Origin of the sequence: Salinimicrobium marinum, from assembly GCF_014651535.1 — a bacterium.
Taxonomy (GTDB): Bacteria; Bacteroidota; Bacteroidia; order Flavobacteriales; family Flavobacteriaceae; genus Salinimicrobium; species Salinimicrobium marinum.
The window spans coordinates 12278-31545 of record NZ_BMXB01000018.1 but is presented as its reverse complement, the minus strand read 5'-3'; the positions used below and the strand labels follow the sequence as shown (position 1 = coordinate 31545).

Annotated in this window: 19 protein-coding genes; 7 read left to right on the top strand and 12 right to left on the bottom strand. The window is 38.5% G+C overall.

Features of this window, described 5'->3' with window-relative positions; all coding sequences use genetic code 11:
- Positions 1–124: 124 nt before the first annotated feature.
- Positions 125–829, bottom strand: a complete 705-nt coding sequence (locus IE056_RS15940) for an NUDIX hydrolase (RefSeq protein ID WP_189605778.1) — start codon at positions 827–829, stop codon at positions 125–127.
- A gap of 538 nt (positions 830–1367) precedes the next feature.
- Complete coding sequence (locus tag IE056_RS15935) at positions 1368–2030, bottom strand: DUF2652 domain-containing protein (protein ID WP_189605776.1); 663 nt, start codon at positions 2028–2030, stop codon at positions 1368–1370.
- A gap of 406 nt (positions 2031–2436) precedes the next feature.
- On the opposite strand from IE056_RS15935, the gene IE056_RS15930 reads away from it, so the two are divergent.
- The 3 genes from IE056_RS15930 to IE056_RS15920 all read left to right on the top strand — a co-directional run bounded on the left by IE056_RS15930 (position 2437) and on the right by IE056_RS15920 (position 4021).
- Positions 2437–2601 carry a hypothetical protein gene (locus IE056_RS15930; protein WP_189605774.1) on the top strand — a complete coding sequence of 55 codons (165 nt, stop codon included), beginning with the start codon at positions 2437–2439 and terminating at the stop codon, positions 2599–2601.
- A 241-nt stretch (positions 2602–2842) separates the two neighbouring features.
- Entirely contained in the window at positions 2843–3073 is a 231-nt protein-coding gene (locus IE056_RS15925) for a hypothetical protein (protein WP_229793785.1), read from the top strand.
- A 186-nt stretch (positions 3074–3259) separates the two neighbouring features.
- Positions 3260–4021, top strand: coding sequence for a DUF481 domain-containing protein (locus IE056_RS15920; protein ID WP_189605772.1), 762 nt, complete (start codon positions 3260–3262; stop codon positions 4019–4021).
- A gap of 158 nt (positions 4022–4179) precedes the next feature.
- On the opposite strand, the gene IE056_RS15915 is transcribed toward IE056_RS15920, so the two are convergent.
- The 3 genes from IE056_RS15915 to IE056_RS15905 all read right to left on the bottom strand — a co-directional run bounded on the left by IE056_RS15915 (position 4180) and on the right by IE056_RS15905 (position 6983).
- Complete coding sequence (locus IE056_RS15915) at positions 4180–4785, bottom strand: hypothetical protein (RefSeq protein ID WP_189605771.1); 606 nt, start codon at positions 4783–4785, stop codon at positions 4180–4182.
- Positions 4786–4933: 148 nt separating this feature from the next.
- Positions 4934–5419 carry an SRPBCC family protein gene (locus tag IE056_RS15910; protein WP_189605769.1) on the bottom strand — a complete coding sequence of 162 codons (486 nt, stop codon included), beginning with the start codon at positions 5417–5419 and terminating at the stop codon, positions 4934–4936.
- A gap of 448 nt (positions 5420–5867) precedes the next feature.
- Positions 5868–6983 carry a DUF2914 domain-containing protein gene (locus tag IE056_RS15905; protein WP_189605767.1) on the bottom strand — a complete coding sequence of 372 codons (1116 nt, stop codon included), beginning with the start codon at positions 6981–6983 and terminating at the stop codon, positions 5868–5870.
- A gap of 359 nt (positions 6984–7342) precedes the next feature.
- On the opposite strand from IE056_RS15905, the gene IE056_RS15900 reads away from it, so the two are divergent.
- Positions 7343–8008: a class I SAM-dependent methyltransferase gene (locus IE056_RS15900; protein ID WP_189605765.1), complete on the top strand. Its 666-nt coding sequence runs from the start codon at positions 7343–7345 to the stop codon at positions 8006–8008.
- A 93-nt stretch (positions 8009–8101) separates the two neighbouring features.
- Here IE056_RS15900 and IE056_RS15895 read toward each other — a convergent pair whose 3' ends face one another.
- Entirely contained in the window at positions 8102–8437 is a 336-nt protein-coding gene (locus IE056_RS15895; RefSeq protein WP_189605764.1) for a cyclic-phosphate processing receiver domain-containing protein, read from the bottom strand.
- Entirely contained in the window at positions 8434–8823 is a 390-nt protein-coding gene (locus IE056_RS15890; protein WP_189605762.1) for a hypothetical protein, read from the bottom strand. The genes IE056_RS15895 and IE056_RS15890 overlap by 4 nt, the downstream gene beginning before the upstream one ends.
- A gap of 255 nt (positions 8824–9078) precedes the next feature.
- Between IE056_RS15890 and IE056_RS15885 the strand changes: the two genes are divergently transcribed.
- Entirely contained in the window at positions 9079–11001 is a 1923-nt protein-coding gene (locus tag IE056_RS15885) for an ATP-binding protein (RefSeq protein WP_189605761.1), read from the top strand.
- Between the two features lies 1 nt (position 11002).
- The gene (locus tag IE056_RS15880; RefSeq protein WP_189605759.1) at positions 11003–11662 is read left to right on the top strand and encodes a DUF5932 domain-containing protein; all 660 of its coding nucleotides are present in this window, start codon (positions 11003–11005) and stop codon (positions 11660–11662) included.
- A 51-nt stretch (positions 11663–11713) separates the two neighbouring features.
- Here IE056_RS15880 and IE056_RS15875 read toward each other — a convergent pair whose 3' ends face one another.
- The 3 genes from IE056_RS15875 to IE056_RS15865 form a co-directional block, all read right to left on the bottom strand.
- Positions 11714–12787, bottom strand: coding sequence for an AAA family ATPase (locus IE056_RS15875; RefSeq protein WP_189605757.1), 1074 nt, complete (start codon positions 12785–12787; stop codon positions 11714–11716).
- Positions 12788–12889: 102 nt separating this feature from the next.
- Positions 12890–13249 carry a hypothetical protein gene (locus IE056_RS15870; protein ID WP_189605755.1) on the bottom strand — a complete coding sequence of 120 codons (360 nt, stop codon included), beginning with the start codon at positions 13247–13249 and terminating at the stop codon, positions 12890–12892.
- Positions 13250–13308: 59 nt separating this feature from the next.
- Positions 13309–14208, bottom strand: a complete 900-nt coding sequence (locus tag IE056_RS15865; protein ID WP_189605753.1) for a helix-turn-helix transcriptional regulator — start codon at positions 14206–14208, stop codon at positions 13309–13311.
- A gap of 486 nt (positions 14209–14694) precedes the next feature.
- On the opposite strand from IE056_RS15865, the gene IE056_RS15860 reads away from it, so the two are divergent.
- The gene (locus IE056_RS15860; protein ID WP_189605751.1) at positions 14695–15951 is read left to right on the top strand and encodes a hypothetical protein; all 1257 of its coding nucleotides are present in this window, start codon (positions 14695–14697) and stop codon (positions 15949–15951) included.
- A gap of 227 nt (positions 15952–16178) precedes the next feature.
- Here the strand turns inward: IE056_RS15860 and IE056_RS15855 are convergent, their stop codons facing one another.
- Positions 16179–18662, bottom strand: coding sequence for a DUF5916 domain-containing protein (locus IE056_RS15855; RefSeq protein ID WP_189605749.1), 2484 nt, complete (start codon positions 18660–18662; stop codon positions 16179–16181).
- A 145-nt stretch (positions 18663–18807) separates the two neighbouring features.
- Positions 18808–19254, bottom strand: coding sequence for a hypothetical protein (locus IE056_RS15850; RefSeq protein WP_189605747.1), 447 nt, complete (start codon positions 19252–19254; stop codon positions 18808–18810).
- Positions 19255–19268: the final 14 nt, after the last annotated feature.

Sequence of the window (19268 nt, the reverse complement as noted above, 5' to 3'; positions counted from 1 at the left end):
AGAAAATCCCTTGCTTTTCATAGCATAATAAGGCCTAATAGTCAGCAAAAAAGAAGAATGAGAAAGTTTTAAACGTAAGAACTACATTTTAAATTTAGAAAAATGTCTTGAACATGAAAAGAAGTTAAGAAAGTTCAAAATTATAACCCGAAGTTAATAACTCCCGGTATCTTTTATTTTCAAACTTGTATAGAAAAGCTCCTCGACGCGATGTAGATTTATCTTTTTCATCCAATTTTAAAAGGACATTTAAAGAAAGAACCTTCTTTCTAAAATTTCTAGAATCAAGATCTTTTTGATAAATCGCTTCGTATAAACGTTGTAATTGAGGAATTGTAAATTTTTCAGGAAGAAGTTCAAACCCTATAGGCTTATACCTGGCTTTGCGCCTTATTCGCACGAGAGCATCCTGTACCATTTGGTTATGATCTAAAACTAGATTTGGCACCTCATTAATGTCATACCAATGAGCTCCATGTTTCTCCACGAGCTCTTTATCATAGTCATTAATTCTAATCAGGGCATACTGCCCAATCGACACACATCTAAAACCCGGATCTCTATCAGCTTTTCCGTAGGACTTCAACTCCTCCATAAAAACATCTTTTAAACCAGTAATTTCTTCTAAGACTCGCTGTGCCGCCTCTTCAACATCTTCATTTAGTTTTACAAAACTCCCTATAAGGGACCACTCACCTAAGAAAGGCTTAACCCGTCGTTTGAAAATTAAAAGTTTTAAAGATCCAGAATCAAACCCAAAAATGATACAATCTGTAGCCACATACATTCTGTCCTTCTGAATGTAATAATTTTCAGTAAAATTTACCATTAAAACTTATTTGTTGTTAAATATATAATTTTAAAACAAAAATGAGACGAAACTCAAATTCATTTATCCGACTTTACGATTTCCTGATCAAATCATAATAATTGCTTTCGCTACTATGAGAACCTTCACCGATTGTAGCATTTATACTCCTCAATATATATTCCGTCCTTAAAATCTTTGATAAGATTACAGTAACAACCAGGTTTAGTGCTCCACTATAAAAACTTAAAACCTGAAATACCGATTTGAAGGATTTTGAATCAAAGACTGGTGCAATTTTTTTTCGAGGTAAACCTAAATCCGGAAGTTAATAACCTACTCTTTTTATTTAACTTTTTATCATTATTTCTGCAACATCTTACTTTCCATAAACAGCCAACAGAATCTAAGTTTGAATTAGAAACTGAAGGAACAGTAAAATTTGTTTAATTCATAGCACCTTTACACACCTAAACTTTTCCTGATAATTTATGATAAAAAAAACATTTCCTTTCATAGTAGAACAATTCCAAACCTGCTATTCAGGAAAATTTCGGTGCTAAAGCAAATAATCGTCTTTACTTTCACTTCTATTCAGAATTTCTCCCGGGGAACATGCAGCTTCATAATTAAAAACAGTATATCTAATATTTCTTAAATCCCCATATGCCTGACACATTTTATTGCCTCTCAAAAATTCCGGATCATTAACGGCTGAAACGGTAGGGCTCTTTTCTAGCAGATCATCTGTCATTAGAACATACATTGAGCTTTTGACATCATTCTTCAATAATCTATGTGCCTCTATAATCGAAGTTCCATATAATTTTCTGAAAGTGCCCAGTTCATACTGACCAATTTCACCATAATGAGCAATTAGCTTCAGGGAAAGATTTATGTCGAGATTAAATTCTTTATTGATCAATGCCTGTTCCTTGTAGAAATTCTCAAGTATTGCCTCATACTGTTTTAGGATAGCATTAGGTTGAAGCTTTTTTCCAAACTTGTAAAGTAATGCCGCGTCGCCTTCAATTTCTGAAAGTTCCAGATCAAGAAGATCATTTTCTAGTAAAGATCTTATGAATCTTCGGGTGATAACCTGTCCATCGCTTAAATCTATACCCGTTACAAATTTTGTAAATCCGCTAATGTCAGGAATTAAAATATTCCCTGGTCCCGCTGTAGACCCTTTATTCTTACCCGCTCTATAATCCTCCTCCATTGATTCTCTTTTTAACTAATTTACATCCACCTATTTGTAAAACAGATGCCTGAATAAAAATTCCGCTGAAACAATTAGTGTAAAAAAAATTGAAAACGTCGTACGCGCAGAGCGGATCACCTTCAGGTATGAATGCTTGTCTACAAATTTACAGGCTTGGCAGCCAATAGACAATGATCTGTGATAAGAAATCGCCGTGATTTATATCACATAATTTTCCCGTAAGACGAGAGTACATGGCTTTTATAATTCTTCAAATAATTTTAAGCATTGATTTGAATATGATTCTCATGCACCTCTGCGATTTCAGTGTTTTTCTTTGGAAAATCCTTTACTGACTATTTCCTTTTTACGGCGTCATTGATTGTCGCCCCCTGCCCATAGATTGGCCCTAAGATCATAAACGATGAGATTACTAGAGATTCTTTTAATCGAAGAACAGTATCAATATATTATGGAAGAGGTAAGCTACGTCGGAAGACAGAATTTAGAAGAAGAAACCTTTGGAAGTTATGAACTCTGTCTCCACGTGGGCATCCCTAATATCTTCGAAAGCAGCCTGGAAATGTAAATGGCCAGAACAATTGATTTAGAAGAGGTGGAATGGACTTTCAGTCGGCAGTGAAAAAGTATTCGACATAATTACCTCTCCGACTTTATCCTGTGCCCAACCAGCGGGAGGAAAAGTCGAAGGCCCGGGGAAAGAAGTCATCAGTGGATTAATTTATCTTCTTTCACATTATACAAATAGATTCTACAATTTTGAAAAGAGCTCCTTAAAATACTTTAAATCCTTAATAAAATTCAAAACTATGACACCATACTGTGAAAAAATCATATTCACCTACAAAATCCTTCTTGAAATGCACAAAGAACTTCTTACCCGGACCATCAACGTAGGCATGGCCAGGGAATGGGCTGAAGTCAACTGGGCCTTTGAAGTAGGTGATACCTACCAGTTTGACATAGAACAATTCCGAGGCACCAGTGATACCAACCTCAACAAGCTTATATTTTCTTTGAAGAACTGGAAACGCTTATGAATTCCCTGGCGAATATTAATGGGATTACCGGGGAGGACCTGGGAGGACCTGGAAGGTTTTGATGACGAAGACCAGGAGGAGGAGATGTAGAAAAGCAACTATGCTCACAAGAGTTTATTTTTTGAAAAAAGCATAAACTCTTATTTTCTGATAAGTTGTTTTTACATTTGGTCTTTATTCGAGCTTATGAACAGAATTCTTTTTTTTAGTATATTTTGCCTGATTCCGGGGCTACTTTCCGCGCAACTGGTGAATATTGAATCCAAACGGATGCAAACCGATTCAATAAGATTTACATTAAATGCCGATTTCTCCTTCAATCACACCAATAATGACGGTGCGCAGGTGAACCAAATAGATGCTGCTCTTACCACCCAGCTAAAATCAAAGGATCTTCGGAAAATCTATTTTTTTCTGGGAAATTATAAGCTCATAGATTCCGAAGACGGGAACCTGCAGAATGCCTGGTTTCTTCACGGAAGATTTAATTATAAGTTCAATCAGCTATTGCGATTTGAAACCTTTCTACAGGGGCAGTATAATCAACTTTTAATTGTAGAACAACGCAATCTTATAGGAGCAGGATTGCGGGTAAAATGGATCGACAGGGCACGTGTCACAGGTTATGCCGGCAACAGCTATATGTATGAAGTCGAATATAGTGATAGTGCCGGAACAACAAACTATAACCACCGGAACAGTACTTATCTTACCTTATCATATACTGCAAAATCGGAAAAATTCTCTGTTGCGAATACAGTTTATTACCAACCCCTTTACAGGGATTTGAACGACTACAGGATCCTTGAACAATTTCGGCTGGATATTCCCTTATCCACCTGGTTAAAAGTTTTTACCACTTATAATTACTATTTTGACAGTAAAACTCCGCTGAATACAAAAGAATATACCTCCGAACTAAATATCGGAGTAGGAATCACCATCTAGAGATACGAAGTATGAAATACAAAATTAAGAGATTTCAGTTTTACATTTTCTGAATTCTGAATACTCTTTTTAGAAATATTTAATTCCCATAAAGAACGGCGGTTTAGCACCGGGCAAACAGCAGCAGCGCAGATTTACTTACTCAGCTTTTCACCTGATTACTCCCTGATCGCCTCTGCAAAGATTGGTTCCGATACACCCGGAAATCCATATAGGCTGAGGCCATCTTCAGTCACCTCCTGTATTGGCACCGCAGTTACTTTCTTGCCGTACCTGTAAATGACTAAAAAATAAGTGTCATCTATTTTTTCCAGATAAGAATGCACGATTTTGCTTTCAGGATGTTTTTTGAAATCTATCACGAAGGTCTCGCCTCCCCGATTTAAATTATATTCGGTTTTCCTGATCTCTTCCTTAGTTAAACTGGTACTGCTAGGTGTTAACCGTATATAATCAACAGGCTTTTCCAAGCGTTTCGAAGAAATAGTTAATCGGTCAGCGCTTTTAAAATTAAAAGTTGCGAAAGTAAGGGTGTCTACTTTGAACTTGTTCCCCTCCACTGTCAGAGAGGTTTTGCTGAAATATTCATTAAAATTGTAATGAGATAAAGAGTCTTCATCTATCTCCATGAGATGTATACCGGGAAAACCTTCAAAACTACTGTTTCCGCTGATAATCCACTTTCCTTCCAGCTCCTGCCCCTGAACCTGAATACTAATATTTAAAATAATTATTACTATAAGATATTTAACTGAATTCCTCACGACGCATATTTTACTCAATAACAACAACTTAGGCAAAAACTTTTAAAGAAACTAAAATAATCGACTAACTACTCTTTAAATGGTTAAACAAAAATAAACACCAGGATTTCTAAAATTTGTTACTGAATAATCCCATCTTACACATTATCTACTTGTAATTTTCCGGAAGTACTTCCCGCCACCTGCCACTTTCTGCATATTCTTTAAGGATCTTGTTCCGCCCCTTCAGGAAATTGGTCATGTAGGTTTTAAGAAATAATTTATTAGCTAGTCGACCTAGAATGCCCAGCGGAGCCTGAAATTGAAAGACATCTTTCATCAGTGTTCCTTCTTCGGTTGTCGCGAAATAATGCTCATGCCTCATTCTTTTAAAAGCTCCTTTCTCCATTTCATCTGCAAAAAAATGAGGCGGATAAAACTCTGTAACCCTGGTAGTAAGATGTTGCCACACCCCAAGATGTTTCCCATGCCAGGTTACGGTTTCATTCAAACCTATTAATCCGCTGGTTCTTCCTGCAACCGCTCTTTCGTTCGAAGATCTCACAGCCTCTGATTGAAAATCAATACTTATAGCCAAATCAAAAACAATTTTCTGTTTTGCTTTTATATGAGTTTCTAAACGAATTACCGGCATTTTCTTATTTTTTCATTGTATCTCTTATACAAGATAAGCAGAATTTTCAAGTCGCTAGTTGCGTGTTACGATCACAGATAATGGGTTCTCTTCCTATACATTAAACAGTATAAATCTTTTTTTAAGTGTCATTTCTATTCGCCCCTTCGATTTACCTTAGTGCTACAAAAGAAAAGGAAATGAGAAAGCTTATGAGGTGGAAACAAATCTGGATTCTACTCAGGTTTAGGGTCCCATCATCCTGAAACAGTAAACCCATATATAGCTGTAGTAGCTGCTTTTTTAAAAGATTTTGGAAAACTTTGCGCAGCATGGGGGTAAGGTTTTCGACAATCAAAATTCCAATAACAACAAGCACAATTTCACCAAACCTACCGGAAGTCGATGCAGGGTTCTGAAGCGCTTTATCAATGACTTTTAAAACATTGAATGGGATTATGGAACAGTTTTAAAATGTTTCCTTTACCATTCCTTCTATATTGGGTTCAGAAGTGGTTTTAATCACAAAATCTACCACACCAAGCAACAGCTCCTCTTGGGTAATTATATGAACTTCCCATTTGCCTTCCCTGAGGTTGTTTTTATAAGTATAACCACGGTAACCATGATCACGCCCACCGGTAACTTCAAAGCCAATGTCCTCGGTTATTTCCCACCTCCCGGTTTCAGGATTGTACCATTGCCAACGATGAAAAACTGACTTTTTTATAGCTGTAGGTGCAAAAACAGAAGTGAACACATAAACCCTTTCACCAGCATGACGATGAAAATTGATGTTATGCCTACGCCAAAATATATACCATTCATCCCTCTCGTAAGTAACGATGTATTCATTATTTTTTTTCCTGACATCATGAGCCACCAACCCGTTTTCCATAGCCAGTGGTACCGGCGGAATAAGATTGAAATAGTATAAAAAATTGATAGCTAAATAGATTGAAAGGATACTACTAATCAGTTTTTTTAGACTTATCTCTGCTCTTGTGCTTGGGCTAGAGGTGTAAATAAACAGGATAAGAGCCAGCGTACAAGCTAAACTCAAAAGTCCGGAAATAATAAAAATAAAGGTATTCATCTCCTTTATCAGCGTAGGAACCATAAAGGTGAAAAAGGTGAAACTTATAAAAAAATAAACACTGAACTGGAGGTATTTATTGGAGATTTTCTTCTTAAGAAACTCGTTTGCAAATAAGAGCAGCACCAGCAGTATGAAAAATACCATTGTTTTTGACAGTGACACACTTCTAAAAAAATAGATGACAAAAGCACTTGATAATGCCCCAAAGAAGAATTGTATGGCTAGCGGAAAATATTCGGAATAACGATCGATAAAAGTGTTTTTCCATTTACCATCATCCGACAAATTAAACAAATAAAGCGTTATCGATAATAAGGTCATATGCGAGCAAAGTACCACAGTATCATAAACACGATCTATTCGCCCTAAGGTCAATGTGTCAAAAATAAAACCACCCATAAAAAAAAGAATGGGAGCGTACTTTCGATTGCGAATAATATACCTTCCAAAAGCACTGTATCTATATCTTACTAAAGCTCTAATCATAATTTATTGAGTAGCGCCAAATTTAGTGTAAAAACTTCATCCGGATATTTGCTTTGAATTTAATGCCGGAGAGTTTTTGAAAGAAAGCGGAATCAGGATCTTATCAAATATTTCAGCGGAACGGAATGAATTATTCATTGTTATTCTGTGCTTCAAAATAACATGAATACAATAACAATTTTTCAGCTATTGCTGTTAGCCCAAATCTATTGGGATTTAGAATTTGGCATTGGGTGGTTTCATTATACCATCCTCTGCTTTAAGTCCACTTTTCAAAATTAAAATTTGGTTCTTCACCGTTGTATGTTCCAGATTTTAATCCTTTACTTTTGAGTGATGATCCAGTTTCTATCTTTTAAATGACAAAAAAGAAAAAAATAAAGCAGCCCTGGCCAACTCAAGATGCTATGGCGCAGATCTATGAAAAAAATCTATGGGGTGGGGATAGTGCTGAATTTTACTCCGGTTTAGGCTCCCATCATCTTGAGCTGGTATTTCCTTATGTGGATACAGTATTGACATTCTTAAAAGCTTTTAAAACTCCGCCAGTAATTTGCGATCTGGGGTGCGGGGATTTTAATGTTGGGAAGGAATTGGTGCAGCATTCTAAAAAGTATATCGCGATAGACATTGTGCCGGATCTTATAGCGCATAATAAAAAAGAATGCCAGGCAGAAAATTTAGAGTTTCAGGTTTTGAATATCGCAGAGGACGATTTACCATCGGGCGATTGTGCCATTCTCAGGCAGGTGTTACAACACTTATCTAATGCAGAAATAAAGAGCGTGGTTGAAAAATTATACCGATATAAATATGTTATTCTTACCGAGCATTTACCGGAGAAGAATTTTGAAGCCAATAAAGATATTATCTCCGGGCAGGGAATAAGGCTAAAGAAGCAAAGTGGTGTGAACCTTTTAGCGCCTCCGTTTAACTTTATAGTCAAAGAAGAAAAGCAATTACTATCAATGAAGCACCCTGATTTTAAGGGAATTTTAGTCACAACATTGTTTAAAACCTATTAAAGGATAATAAATTTTGAGCCGCAAATGAATCTATTCGGCTCATGATTTATAACTGGCAACTCACAGTAATTCCGGAACTGGAACAAGAAAACACTACTCATTCTTTAAATGATTGATATAATTATGCAATAACCCTCGAATCTGCTCGGCCGCAACAGGATTGGCGGAATGCACCTTAAATTTAAGATCAATTAAATCGAAACCCGATTCATAAACCAACCACTTTGCCGCAGCATAGCCATCAGGTGCCACTGCACCACTCTCATCTAGCCCAAGATCGTTATCGAAACTGATGAAATCCGGAAGTCCATTTCTTTCCAGATACGCTACAAATTCGGCATAGCTTCTTACGACGTGGAAATCTCCGGCTTCCGGTTCATTATAAACCATATCAGTTGTTCGAATGTCATCCAGAAAAAGCTTCTTCATATTCTCTTTTTACTTAATACGAATTCCCTCCTGTAGAACCGATACCTGTCGATAAGCGGTAATTGATATACCTCAACGTTTTTCATTCTTGACAGAAGCACCCGCTCCAGGAATTGCTTATCCTTCGGATTCAGGACGCAGAGAAAAATTTTCCTTTCCGGTTTCTCTTCCGTAAACCTCAGTACCGGAAGAAGGTTTTTCCGAATTTCCTCGCTCCGCAATGCCACTACAAACTGTTTTTCTACTTCCGAACCTTCAGAAGTGACAGTCAGATAATCCATTCCGTATGCTGATCCAAAGTCGATAGAGTAGCCATTTTTCAGCAATATTTCTGCAACAAATTCTGTAAAAGCTACAGGCCGATTATAAAAGTCATCGAGTGTCATATCCTTTTATGTTTAATCAAAACTATCGATCCAAAGCGCCAAAACCTGTCGTCATAAGTAAATTTTTAAAGCTTATCTTTTTGTTTTTGCTATTATAAATTATCCGTTTAGCATAGTTCATATTACTTTCTGTCATAAATTTCAGGTTAAATGTGCCTGCAATGATGAATCAGGAAAAGCTGAATTTAAAACTCTACTGTTAATAAACTCCGCTATATCTGCTGCTAAAACTTTCGTGTTTTTTATTTTTGGCGAATGAAGAAGTACCCCCTTATCCTGCTTATTTTCACTACTTTTCTTGGAATTCTTGCTTGCCGGGAGGACATTCCCAATAACTCCTTTGAAAAAAGAAATGATCGCGCATACCGGTTACTTGAAAAAAGCAAAGCAACAGAAGATATCGAGCAAAAGCTGAACCTACTTAGTAGTGCACTGGAAGAAATTCCAACTTCGAGGGATACCCTTTCGGCAATCATCTATGATAACCTTATTTATTACTATAATTTAAACAAGATTCTGGACAGCTCCATTTATTATTCAAATCTTTTAATAAATTATGGCATTGAAACAAAAGACACGCTACAAATTGCTAAAGGGTATTACAGAAAAGCCAGTGCTTTTAATTTTAAAAACGATCAGGTTAATGTCCTTCGGAATACATTCGAGGCGCAGAAGCATTATTTATTGGCAGGAGACAGCATAAATGCAGGGCAGCGTGGGCTGGAACTCAGCATTGCTCAAACAAGACTTGGAGATTTTCCGGGAAGTCAGAATTCCGCGGTCTGGGCGCTTTCCCTTTTGGAAAATTCCTCAGATTCCCTTTACATGGCCAGCATATACAATAACCTAGCCGTCACTTACAGAAAAATGAATGACCTTGATGAATCCATCAGGGAGTATAATAATGCCTTGAAATATGTAGGGACCCAGGCGGACAGCCTGACTGTTATGAACAACCTTGCGAATATTTATGCAGAAAAAGAGGAGTATGATACTTCGCTTGATTTACTGAGCTCCATAATTCCTTTAGCTGAAAAAACTAATGCCTTAAACAGGTTTAAAGATAACTATTACTACACACTTTGGCTTCGGAACAAAGCAGATGTTGCAGACTCCCTGATATCCATCATGGAAGCCCGAAACAGGGATCATGACCTTACTGGTCTCTTGGCGAGCTACGACCATTTGGTAAGGATATATGAAGAAGATGATCCCGAAAAAGCTTTGCATTACGCAAACAGGTACTATGAAACCGCACGAAAACTGCACAGCGTATCCGATGAAGTTTCTGCTCTGTATTACCTCGTTAATTTGTCTCCTCCCCGGGCAAGTAAAACTTATGCGCTGACATACATTCGTCTTAATGATAGCATTTTGAGTGCCAGGGACCAGGTCAAAAATCTTTTCGCTAAAATAAATTATGACGAGGAAAGGAAGTTAGCCGAAATAGATCTGCTTGAAAAAACAACTTTTCAGCAGCAGCTTGAGGTATTAAGAGGAAGAAACCGTTTAAATATTGCTATTCTCCTGGGGATCCTCTTACTGGGCAGCGTTGCAGTCATCTACTATTATTTAAAGCAACGACATAAAAAAGAAAGAATTAGAGAGATTCATGCCACTGAAGCCCGCATTTCGAAAAAAATACACGATGAATTGGCTAATGATGTTTACAACGTCATGACAGAACTTGAAAGACCTGCTAACCTGAATAAGGACGTTACGCTAAACAAATTAGAAAGTATTTATCTTAGAACAAGAAACATTTCCAGAGAAAATACCCCTTTACCCACAGGTTCTAACTATCAGGAGGATTTGCATGATATGCTCTCTCAAAGCGTACCTGCACACGTGAACCTGTATCTTTCAGGTTTTAATGAGATATCCTGGTCAAAAGTAAGCCGGGAATCCAAAATAGTCGTTTATCGTGTGCTTCAGGAGTTAATGGTGAACATGAAAAAACATAGTGATGCCTCTATCGTAAGTTTGAACTTCAATGAAAACTCTTCAAAACTTAAAATTACTTACAATGATAATGGAAGCGGATTTTCTTCCGCGGAATTAAAAAAAGGTGCCGGACTTAAAAATGTGGAAAACCGTATTGAAACTATCGGAGGTTCCTTTAATTTTCACCCGGAGAAAAACACCGGATTTTCCGCTGAAATTTTAATTCCTTTTTAGAATGTTCAAAAAAGTCCTTGTAGCAGAAGATATAGATGCCGTAAACAGTGCATTAAAAAAGTTCCTTTTGGGCATTGGGATTCAGGAAGTAGTGCATGCTTCCTACTGTGATGAAGCCTATCTTAAGTGTAAAAAGGCTCATCTGGAGCAATCTCCTTTTGACCTGCTGATCTGTGACCTTTCCTTTCGGCAGGACCACAGGGATGAAACAATTCGATCGGGTGAAGAATTAGCCCTTATTCTGAAAAAAGAAATACCTGAAACAAAAATCATCATTCATTCTATTGAGGACCAACCGGGAAGAGTAAAGAAAATTATCTCTTATGTTGATGGTTATGTTTGTAAAGGACGGAATGGTATGAATCACCTGGAGCAGGCCATTAACCATGTGTACCAAGGAAAAACCTATATTTCTCCTGATATTGAGCAAACACTTCAGCAAAAAAATGTCAAGGAATTATCTGATTATGACCTTTCTATCCTGAAACATCTTTCCCAGGGATATACCCAGGACCAGATAAGCAGCAGATTCAGGGAACAGGGGCTTGCTCCATTCAGCAAAAGCTCTATAGAAAAGAAACTGAAGGATCTTCGGGAAGAATTTGGCGCCAATACGAATCCGCAGTTGATTAGTATTGTGATTACACTTCAGCTTATCTAGATTATTCATTTAAGGTCTCGCAGCTAACATGAAAATCATGCTGCTGCGAATTTACCGAAACCCGACGGCTTTCCTTTCCTGCCCCGGATACTGCTCTTCTTCATCATTATTAAAGATCTCCGCGAGAGTCATTTCCTTTTCCGGAGTATATTCAAAAGCCTGCTCCTGTAGCAGGATGCTGGCCTTTTCCGGCGAAAGGGCTTTGAATTCATAAGACGATTTTAACCTGCCTTTCCTTCTTAACGCAGGATCAATATTTTTTAAATCGGTATTAAAGGTGGCTATGATCTGAATGCCCAGGGATTCTCCTAGAATTCCGTCGGTAATATTAAGGATCATAGCTAGATTGGAATTTCTCTGTTGATCTCTGGAGACAATGAGTTCTTCTGCATCTTCAATGACCAGGATTGAATTAGGATTGTCCATCAGGTATTTGGTCATGGCAATATTATCTAAATTCTGGGCCATCTGCCCCGGCAGAAATACGATCTCCTTTTCTACCTGTCCGCACAAATACCTTATGTACGTACTCTTCCCGGTGCCGGGCTTCCCGTAAAGCAGATGTAAACCACTCTTATTATCTTCCCTGAGAATCGCCAGGATCTTATGATGAAAACTACTGAAATCATCGTTATACATTTTTGAAAGCTCCAGTTCGGGTTTCTCAAACTCGATCTTTTTGTTATCCAGGCCATTTAGTTTCATGATGATCAGGTTAATATGAGCCTTCCTTTCTTTCTTCCTGACCAATGTTCTGGTAAAGTCAATGATCTTCTGTACCAGTTCGTTATTTTTATTCTGAAAGCTGATGCTGATTTCCTCGGCGTCTTTCTCTATCAGGATGTTTTCCTTTAGCACATAAATTTTATCGCTCTTCCAATCCTCCCGATCCTGTTTTAGATATTCATGCTCTCCCAGGATCCATTCCTCAAACTTCACCGGAAAAAGCTCATAAAACTGTTTAATATCAACCTGGGAGAAAATATATTCACTTGGTATGACGCCAAAGTAACCAACATACATTTTATAGAGATGCGAAAAATACATTCCGGTAATGCAACTGATATTAAAATCGGGAAGAGAACTCGTCTCCGGTAGATTTTCTTGCTTCAAAAGTTGGTTCATTCTTATTTTTTTAAACTGAATATTTTTAAAAATCCGCCACGACCTCCTTTCTATGTGCCCCCCAGCTTATGGAAAGAAGTAATGTCGCAGCGGTTTTTATTCTTAAATTTTTAGTTCTGAAGAGTCTTTACGAAAGGCAGAACATTCCTGTTCTGATAATCTATAGATCTTCACCTTATGCAGCTTTAGTCGCTGTAACTCCCTTAGCAGCTTTTGTTCCTCCTCTTTAGTGGCAACAGAAATAGTCAACTTCTGCTTTGACTCTATCTTTGTTAAGACCAAAGAATGAGCTTCCGGAGAAAAAGAAATAAAGGTTTCCGGCTCATGACCTTCAGTCTCCACTGCAAGTGCAGGTAATCCATTGAGATCTGTATAGCTGATGCTTTTTCCCTTCTGAAGAAAAGCTTCTGCCAGAAAATCCAGCAGATCGATCTCCCGATTTGACACCTCTTTGTTCCTCATTAGTCCTTTTTTTTTCAAAGATGCTTCAGAAGCACGACAAACAATGACGCCGTAAAAATTTATTTATAAGATTTAACTGCAGCTTCTAAAGTAGCTGCAATATCTTTTTTCAGGCTTGCAGGTTTTAATACTTTTACCTGGTCTCCGTAAGACAGGATTTCCTGCCTGAAGTCATAGGTGGGAATGATATAATAGGAAAAAACCGTTTCCTCCTTCGTTTCTTTAATTAATTCCTGAGAATGGTGCAGCGGTAAACTTTTAATATAACGCCCTTCCCGCGGAGTAAACGCCAGCTCCACCTTCTCTGGTTTTTCTCCGGTCCCGTTGATAATCCCGAAGGAATACCGATATTCATCTTCAGGATCAAAGTCCGTCAACTTTTCAAAACTTCTGCGGCTTATCTCCAGGTTTTCCATCCGATCCAGTCCGAAACTTTTATAAAGACCATCTTTAGTGTCACGACCAAGAAGATACCAGCGATTGCGGGCTTCTTTTATCGCAGCGGGTTGAATGTTCCGTTGGCTGACAGTATCATCATAAAATTTATGATAGGTAAAAGAAACTTCAAAACAATTTTTGATCGCGTGCAACAGGCCATGCAGGTTTTCTGTACCCAGGGCTTTCCTGTCTTCAAAAATAAGGCTTTGGCCATAGCTGTTCCCCACCTTTATCGCATTGTAAAGATCAAAGGTTTCCATGAGCCGTTCTGAATGTACTTCCCGGGCATCATCAATGATATGGTAAACTTTTTGGGATTTATCATATTCAATTGCAATATCATAGAGGGTGCTTATTGACTTCACATCCCGTTGAAAAGTACGAACGGAGCACAAAAGATCACAACGGGCGTAATCCCCCTGTACCTTGAGATAATCCAGTATTTCCTGAAAAGTGGAAGGATTCTGGGTAAGCTTATTAACAATGGCTCTTTGACGGAGGATGGTTTCCTGTTTGGACATGGGTGGTTATCTTTTACTACAGGACTAATGTAACAAATGTGAGCGACAATAACTGTCGCTGCAACTAACTTCCATCGATTTTATTGCCGTTTTACTACAATAATTTCCGATACCTCTCCTCAGCACATTCCCTTTCATTCCGTTACACTTCATTTCAGAAAAAGCGCTTCGTAAAAAAAGTCATGGACTCATTTCAAAACTTATTCCTCCCTTCATAACTTTCGAAATGCGTCCGTGGATTCGAACCTCTAAGGATAGATATCCAATATTTCGATTTCTCTTACAACATCAAATGAATGAAGTAACCAGCAGAAATAATATTTTAGGGTTTTCCCTTATAGGCTATTGATATTTAATGTTTTACATTTAAAATGTATTCTTCCCTCTACAGATTTAGAATATTTCACGCCCTAATGTTTTTAAGTTCAGAATCTAACCTCTTTCGAGGGGTACTTATATTTTAACCATTCTAAATCTTTAATTATTATGAAAAAATTCAATTTTTTTTCGACTCTTGTAGCCGGATTGTTACTAATGCTATCCTCTTGTAGCAAAGATGAAGTCAAAAACAATGAAATGGATACCGATAAGGCTATCCTATCATTTAGTGCCGTCCTGAATGATCTTGTTAAAGATCAGGAGGAGCTTAAACAGCAAATTTCAGCACTTCCTGAATGTTCTGATGCTTTGCCTTCGTATGTTGAAGTGGTCCTGACCGGAACTACTGAAGTGGGTTCTATGGAAAATCCATTAATAGTAAATATCAATCCAGTTCCGGCGGATTATGATGCCGATGGAGAGGAAGAATTTTTTACAATGGAATCCCAGGACCTGGAATTGGAGGCGGGACCTTATAGCCTGGAATTCTTTGCTGTATATGATTCCAATGATAATCTTATCTGGCTGGCACCCTACGAAGGTGGTGGTTTTGACACCTGGATAGATAATCTGCCATTGGAGTTTGATCTTGGTGTGGGCACAAAAAGATATCTGGATGTGGATGTTTTATGTTATGATGACAGGTTGGTAAATGAATATGGTTATCTATTCTTTGATCTTGAGACCACCGAAGCGATCGAATTCTGCATTTTCGGAAATATTTGTGATGAAAACGGAAGGCACTCAGTGGCAGAATATGAAGTAGATATATGGTATGAAATAGATGATTCTGCGATTCCTATTTATAGCAACGTGGGAAATACCATCGGAACAAATGATGATGGGGATATATTCTCTGAACCTGTCTGTTTTACCCTTCCTGACAGAGAAGGGATAGACGGCTATTATATTCAGATATCAATTGATGGAGAGGTCATTCGTTCAGGTTCTATTACAGATGAGGACATAAGAGATCTTTTTGGCAGTGAAGATGATGTGGATTATTACCACTTCAGGGAAGGGGATTGCAGTTCAATGGATAGCCCTAACCTTTTCGAAGAAAATGAAGAAGTAGACTTTACCGATGTGACCTGGTATTTTGACTTTATCCATGATGGAGAAGTAGGATGGCCTGCAGAAGTCATATTTTATGAAGATGGCACAGCTTTTTATACAGAACCTGCGGCTCCAGGCCAATTTGACTTTTGGGGCACGTGGTCTATTGTAGATAACATCCTCACCTATGATATGGATTCGAGCACTGATAATGGTGCCTATATTCTTACAGGCACAATAGAAGGTAAAACTATGAGCGGCACATATACTTTTGGGGAGCACAACTATCCCTGGGCTGCTACGCGATAGCTATCTGTTTCTTCTGTCAAAAAATGCCAGGACCACGTTGTGGTTTTGGCATTTTTGATTTATATAATAATTATTATATGCATGTTCAACAACAGGTAGGTTCAAATGTAAAATTGATGAGTATTTCGGGAAGAAAAATTTTGTTACCCTGGAACTAGCATAAATCGCTGTCTTTAATGGTATTGAATTTTTTAAAGAGAAAAGGGAGTGGTAACAAAAACCTGATGTCAATTCTTTCCAACTCTCATTTTGGAATCCAGGTAGCTTAGTCGATCCAGTTCTGCAGCAGGAGGCGTTGGGGATTTGAACCAGTTTTTAACCCTGCTGTAATCTAAATAATATGAAATTCGAAGAGAGAGACTATTTACCTGCGGCTGGTCGAAAAGATTTTTAAAATTGTTTCTTAGATTAAGATGTGCTTCTTCTCTATAGCTGTCGGTGGCATTGCGATATAACAAGGTCATCTGGCTCCCGGGAGCAAACCACCAGGAGAAACGCAGATCCAGATTCCAGCTGTTATAAGTAGTGTTATATTCGTTGTTGGATGAACCGTAGTACTTGAGTTCCCCGTTGTTTTCCAGGGTATAAAACTTACTGTAAAAAACCTCGGAATAGTAATGCCTGAAGGCAAGGTTTAATCCCATTTTGTTGTTGAAAATATAATTTGCTCCCAGGGAATTTACAATGGTATTGCGGTCACGTTGCCCGAACAGGATATCATCCTCCAGAAAATCCACAAAACCTTCTTCTTTATCTGAAAGAACCACATTGGTTTCCAGCTGCAGCCGGAATTTATCTGAAAATCTGTATCTCGGGCTGAAGTCCAGGATAAGATCTCCCCGGCCACGTTCATCATACTTGTACCAGTCGGCCACCGCCTCAACTACCAGTCTCTTCCTGAAATCTGTATTAAACCACAACCATTGATCATAATAAGCAGGAATGTTAAAATGAAGTCCCTCTACCCTCGGCTCATAGATGTCATTGGTACCTATAGGAGTGGTTTCAAAACCACCGCCGAAGTTGAAAAAGCTTTTCGTGGTAAAACTGGAATTAAAGTTCAGAATTAACCTGCTGTGAAGATCGGGCTGCAGGCGACGTTCATGTACCCCGACAAAATTCAGAAACATGTTGTTGAGGAAACCCTTAGGTTGTAAAAGGCGGCGCTGATACAGTCCCTGGTATCGCACATAATTTGTAGCGCTTGAGTAGCCAAGATCATTAATATCATAATCCCTGGTACGCAACTGGGCATTAAGATCCATCCTGTTTTTTCCGCTTATCTTTGAGATTCCTGCCTGTGCCTCCAGGCCTGCTTTGGTATCATCCTCCATGACCCAGCTCCCCTCAGCTCCAGCAAAATAATTGTACGTATTGTTTTTATTGGTATGGTCCAGATAGATCCCCGTGGCATTTGCATCTCTAAAATGTCCCTCCCGAGTGGTGTTTGTATTCACCAGTGAAACTGAAGAAGCATCTCCATAGCGCTGATCCAGCACCAGAATATTATAATTTGTAAAGGGTTCAATCAATTCACGGCGGGTATTACCTGTTTCTTTATTTTTTACAGTGACATAGGTCTTTTCGGTCAGAGCATTAAAAAAACCTATTCCCAGGCCTCCATCAGTACGGCCAGAAACTTTTAATGCATTGATAAGATCTACAGAAGAAGGAAAATCCAGCAACTCTTCCTCTTCGGAAAGCTCCACCGTTCCAAAAGGTGCCCCACCCACCCTTCGGGAATAAAAGAGGTCGCCTTTGGAAAACAGCTCAGTGCCTTCCGTAAAAAAAGGCCGTTGCTCATCATACTGCACCTCAAAAGCGGAAAGATTCAGGACCGACTCGTCAAATCTGGTCTGGCCAAAATCAGGTATCAGGATCATATCCAGGGTAAAGGCGTCATTAATTCCGTATTTAAGATCCATACCACCATTAACACTGGTAGTGGTTTCCCCGTCGTAGTTGTTGAGATATGTGGAAATGTAAGGTTGCACCGAAAGCCGGGTCGGGGTTTTTATATTCTCTATTCCGTGGATCTCTCCGTCGTAGATAGAGAAAGAACCTTTGGCATTATTGACAGGGCTCCAGCTATACCGGGTGCCGGTGCGTTTAAATTCCCGCTCCATTTGTAAACCCCATTCCTGAACTGGCTTTTCAGGAAATCTCAATTCTGAATAGGGAATGAACATTTCGGCAGTCCACCCCCGCTCATTGAAATCTACCCCACTGTACCAGATGGCATTCCAGGAAGCATCTTCAAACCCATTGGTCATTTTTGCATCATACTGCACGCCGGCAGCGGTGACAATAAACTGCATACTCTGTTGACGGTCATTGTAACCATTGAGTAAAACAAAAAAGAAGTCGTCATTTCCTATTCCGTCGCGTTCCGTGAGTTCTTTCCTGATTTCTGAAGGAAAAGGGTCCAGCATCTCTGCACCAAAGTAGATTCCCAGATCATCATATACAATTTTCACTGAAGTAGAGAGACTATCAGGAATTGGTTTTCCATTGTTTGGCTGCCTTTCAACAAAACCTGAAGCAATAACAGCATCTTTCCACGCATCATCATCTAACTTTCCATCAATCTTAGGAGATTTTGTAATTCTTCCAATGTGGATCTGTTTCCGGGGAATGCTGTCTTTTTCCTGAACCTGGGCATTAGCAGAAAAGCTGAAGGTGAGGAAAAGTACTATAAAAAATGATCTCATTAAGTTGGTTTGTTTGACCTAAAGACCTAACAAAACCCAACTTGTTGCAGTTTCACCTGAATTTTAATAAAAATGATGGGAGTGAATCTCAAAAGGAATTTATTCCGGCTTTATCGTTGTAAATATAAAAGATTTCAACAATAAATTACTCATTTTCAACATTGGTCGTGCTGGTATTCTCCTCTTCAGCTTCTCCCAGGGTATATTTCTTTGAAAATTGAAGCATATAGTTTATCGCTTTTCTGGATTTGTTTAAGCTCCCGGCCGCTCGTATTTTTCGCATGAATGGCGCTCCTTCCACATCACTCAACATTTCCGGAACAACATCAGACAAGCTATCGATCCGCGCTTCAAAATCTGCCGCTATCTCATCTTCTATTTCCGCAGGAATTTCTACCCCGGCATTTACTAAACTGTCATACACGAAAACAGTATTGTAAATCTTAAAACAATGATTTGAAAAGTCATCTATACTTTTGACTTTACTCTGTTTTTTTGGCGGAGTAATCCGCTCCTGGGCCGTGATTTCCATTGCCCCAAGGAAAATCCCAAGACTCATCAAGAATGTCCATATTTTAAAATTTGCTTTCATAGTGATAGAATTTA